This is a genomic window from Frankia sp. AiPs1 (genome assembly GCF_023716945.1).
GTDB lineage: Bacteria > Actinomycetota > Actinomycetes > Frankiales > Frankiaceae > Frankia.
In genome coordinates this window covers 1-3,633 of the sequence record NZ_JAMQQF010000592.1, presented here as the reverse complement: position 1 = coordinate 3,633, position 3,633 = coordinate 1, and the positions used below count along the sequence as shown (strand labels likewise).

Annotated in this window: 5 protein-coding genes; 2 read left to right on the top strand and 3 right to left on the bottom strand. The window is 70.5% G+C overall.

What is annotated here, in order from left to right; translation table 11 throughout:
• A partial coding sequence (locus ND748_RS27945) for a bifunctional 2-polyprenyl-6-hydroxyphenol methylase/3-demethylubiquinol 3-O-methyltransferase UbiG (RefSeq protein ID WP_251749184.1) occupies positions 1–1,298 on the top strand: 1,298 nt, incomplete at its 5' end.
• 196 nt (positions 1,299–1,494) lie between these two features.
• Here ND748_RS27945 and ND748_RS27940 read toward each other — a convergent pair.
• The 3 genes from ND748_RS27940 to ND748_RS27930 form a co-directional block, all read right to left on the bottom strand.
• Positions 1,495–1,830 (bottom strand): DUF362 domain-containing protein, encoded by a 336-nt coding sequence (locus tag ND748_RS27940; protein ID WP_251749183.1) that lies wholly within the window; start codon positions 1,828–1,830, stop codon positions 1,495–1,497.
• Between the two features lie 170 nt (positions 1,831–2,000).
• Entirely contained in the window at positions 2,001–2,159 is a 159-nt protein-coding gene (locus ND748_RS27935; protein ID WP_251749182.1) for a hypothetical protein, read from the bottom strand.
• 40 nt (positions 2,160–2,199) lie between these two features.
• Entirely contained in the window at positions 2,200–3,249 is a 1,050-nt protein-coding gene (locus ND748_RS27930; RefSeq protein WP_251749181.1) for an NAD(P)-dependent alcohol dehydrogenase, read from the bottom strand.
• A 196-nt stretch (positions 3,250–3,445) separates the two neighbouring features.
• Between ND748_RS27930 and ND748_RS27925 the strand changes: the two genes are divergently transcribed.
• Positions 3,446–3,633 (top strand): helix-turn-helix domain-containing protein (locus ND748_RS27925; protein WP_251749180.1); only part of this gene is annotated, 188 nt, incomplete at its 3' end.

Below are 3,633 nucleotides of genomic sequence, written 5' to 3'. Positions count from 1 at the left end.
GCTCCGCTGCTCGACCCGCAGGCGCGCCGGCCGCGCGCGCGGCCGGCGGACCAGCCGCCCCCTGCGCCGGCGAGACGGTCGACGGACCGAGCGTCGAGGACCTGGCCTGGATCGAGACCTGGCGGGCGGTCTACGACCACGCCCATACCGGCACCGATCGCCCGGCAGTGGGAGCGGACTTCACCGGCTGGAACTCCAGCTACGACGGCACCCCGATCCCCGTCGACGAGATGCGGGAGTGGCGCGACGCCACCGTGGCGCGGATCCGGGAGTACCGGCCTCGACGGGTGCTCGAGATCGGAGTGGGCAGCGGCGCGCTGCTCGTGCCGCTCGCGGAGCACTGCGAGCACTACACGGGCACCGATCTGTCCTCGGTGGCGCTCGACGCCCTCGACCGGGATCTGCGCGAGCAGCGTCCCGCCCTGCACCGCCGCGTCGAGCTGCGCGCGCAGCCGGGCCACGTCACCGACGGCCTGCGCACCGGTGGCTACGATCTGATCATCCTCAACTCGGTCGTGCAGTACTTCCCCAGCCGGGACTACCTGACCGAGGTCCTCGACGTCGCGTTGGGCCTGCTGACGCCCGGCGGACACATCTTCGTCGGCGACGTGCGCAACCTGCGGCTGCACGATCATCTGCGGGCCGCCGTCAGGCAGCACGCACCGTCGGCGGCGGCCGTGGCCGGCGCCGAGGAGACCGAGCTGCTCGTCGACCCGGCCCTGTGGGACTCCCTGGCCCGGGACCGGCCGCAGATCGTCGGTGTCGACCTGCGGGTGAAACGCGGCCGGGCGCACAACGAGCTCACCCGCTACCGCTACGACGTCGTGCTGTCGACGGCCCCAGCCCCAGCCGAAGCCGAAGCCGAAGTCCCAGCCGAGGTCCGATCGGTCATGGCGATCCCGGCCGTGGCCTGGGGCTCCCAGTTGACCAGCCTCGACCAGCTGTCCCGGTTCATGGCGACGGACGTCCCGGCGCCGCTGCGGGTGACCGGGGTCCCCAACCGCCGGCTGCACAGCGGACCGCGCGCCGACGCGGCACCCGATCCCGAACAGTTCCACGTGCTCGCCGCCCGTCACGGCATGTGGGCGGCCCTGACCTGGTCGAACGAGGACGCCGAGTTGCTCGACGTCGTGCTGCTCCCCGCCACAACGCGCCCGCCGCTCACCGGGCTGCTCACCCGCACCGGACGAGACGACGATCTCACGTACCGTCCGCTGACCAACTCCCCGGCCGCCCGGACCGTGTCGACGTCCGGGAACGACCGCCGCGATCTCGCGCCACCAGGGAAAGGACGGTGACCCACGTGTTCGACGGCCGCCGCCGCGTCATCCACGAGGTTGCCGCGCAATGCGCACGATTCGTCCGGCCACAAACATGCCGGGGTGGGATCGGCCATGACGGGGAATGCACTCTTCCGGTGACCGCGGCGACGGGTGGCGCAGACCGTGTGGCGGGCGGCCCGACCGGGGGGAGGGCCGGGCCGCCCGCGGGGCCCTACTTCACGTAACTGGCGATGAAGGGCGTGTCGGCCTTGATCTTGCCGAGACGGGTGGCGCCGCCGGGCTCGCCGAGCGGCTCGTCCCGGCCCGGGAGGACGTCGGTGAAGAACGCCGCCTCGCTGTCGAGGAACTCCTGGTCCTTCGCCTTGATCCGGTCGTCACTGAGGACCGCGCCGACCGGGCAGGAGACTGCGCAGGCGCCGCAGTCGGTGCACTCGTCCGGATTGATGTACATCTTGCGGTCGCCCTCGTAGATGCAGTCGGCCGGGCATCCCTCCAGGCAGGAGCCGTCCTTCACATCAATACACCCGGCGGTGATGACGAATGGCATGAGGTCCTCATTTCCGGATCGACGTTGCGGGCCGCTGCTGGGCGGTCGGCAATCGCGTGGCTGGCCTACGACTTTCGTTCCGGCTGGTGGGCCGGGGCGGGTGCCGTGCGGCGAACCCGAAAGGAATCGTAGCGGCCAGGGCGAGGTCGAAACGGCGCGCGCTGTGAATCTCATGTAAACAAATAGCGCGCGGGAAAATCGGCGTCAATATTTCTTGGGACCTGGAAAACAATAATGCCAAGGATAATGTCGACGATGAAGTTATCCTGGCTCTTTTTCGGTCGCGCCGGGTCGAGGTGCAGGTCAGCGCGGCCGGCCGATGCGGCCACGGCCGGACGGCCACGGCCTCATCTACCGCTGGGTCCGGGGCTATTCCTGGGTCAGGGTGGCGATGTCGATGACGAACCGGTAGCGCACGTCGCTGCGCAGCACCCGCTCGTACGCCTCGTCGACCTCGTCGGCCCCGATGAGCTCGATCTCCGAGGCGATGCCGTGCTCGGCGCAGAAGTCGAGCATCTCCTGGGTCTCGCGAATGCCCCCGACGCTGGAACCGGCGAGGCTGCGCCGCCCGCCCAGCAGCGAGAACACGCTGAACGAGCTCGTCTCGGGCGGCGCCCCCAGGTTGACCATCGTGCCGTTGATGCGCAGCAGGCCGAGGTAGGCGTCCAGCGGCAGGTTCGCTGACACGGTGTTGATGATCAGGTCGAACGAGCGGCGCAGCGTCTTGAACGTCGCCTTGTCGCCGGTGGCGTAGTAGTGGTCGGCGCCGAGGCGCAGGCCGTCGGTCTGCTTGCTCAGCGTCTGGCTGAGCACGGTCACCTCGGCGCCGAGCGCGTGAGCAATCTTGACCGCCATGTGGCCGAGCCCGCCCATGCCGACGACGGCGACCTTCGTGCCGGGACCGGCGTTCCAGTGCCGCAACGGCGAGTAGACGGTGATCCCGGCGCACAGCAGCGGGGCCGCCGCGTCGAAGGGCAGCGCCTCGGGGATGCGCACGACGAAGTGCTCGGTGACGACGACGCTCTGGCTGTAGCCGCCGTAGGTGGTCTCGCCGTCGTAGCCCTTGCCGTTGTACGTCGGCACCGCGCCCTTGAGGCAGTACTGCTCCTCGTCGGCCGCGCAGGCCTCGCACTCGCCGCACGAGTCGACGAAGCAGCCCACGCCGACCCGGTCGCCGACGGCGTGCTTCGTCACCGCGGGGCCGACCGCGGCGACCACACCGGCGATCTCGTGGCCGGGAACGAGCGGGTAGGTGCCTCGGCCCCACTCCTCCTTGGCCTGGTGGATGTCGCTGTGACAGATGCCGGCGTACTTGATGTCGATGAGGACATCACGATCGCGCAGCTCGCGGCGCTCGACCGTCGAGCGCTCGAACTTGGCGCCCGCGGTGGGGACAACCAGCGCTGCGGTGGTGGCCATGGAACTCCCTCGCGCCCTCGCCGCCTCCGGGCGGGTGCGCCGCGGGAGGGCGGTGAAGGCTGTCATGATCACGGTGTGACGCGGACGAGAACGGGTGAACACCCCCGGGACCGGCACCCCGGTCCCACAATGTAAGAGGGCACTCACTTCGATTGTATGGTGCACAGACGTCCAGGCGGCGGGACCGGAGGCGGCAGTGACGGAGCCGGGCCGGACCTCCTACCACCACGGCGATCTGGCGGCCGCGCTGGTGGACGGCGCCCTCGACCTGATCGCCGAGGGCGGCCTGGCGGCGTTCTCGGTCGCCGCGGTCGCCCGCCGCGTCGGGGTGAGCTCCGCGGCGCCGTACCGGCACTTCCCCGACCGCGACAGCCTGCTCGCGGC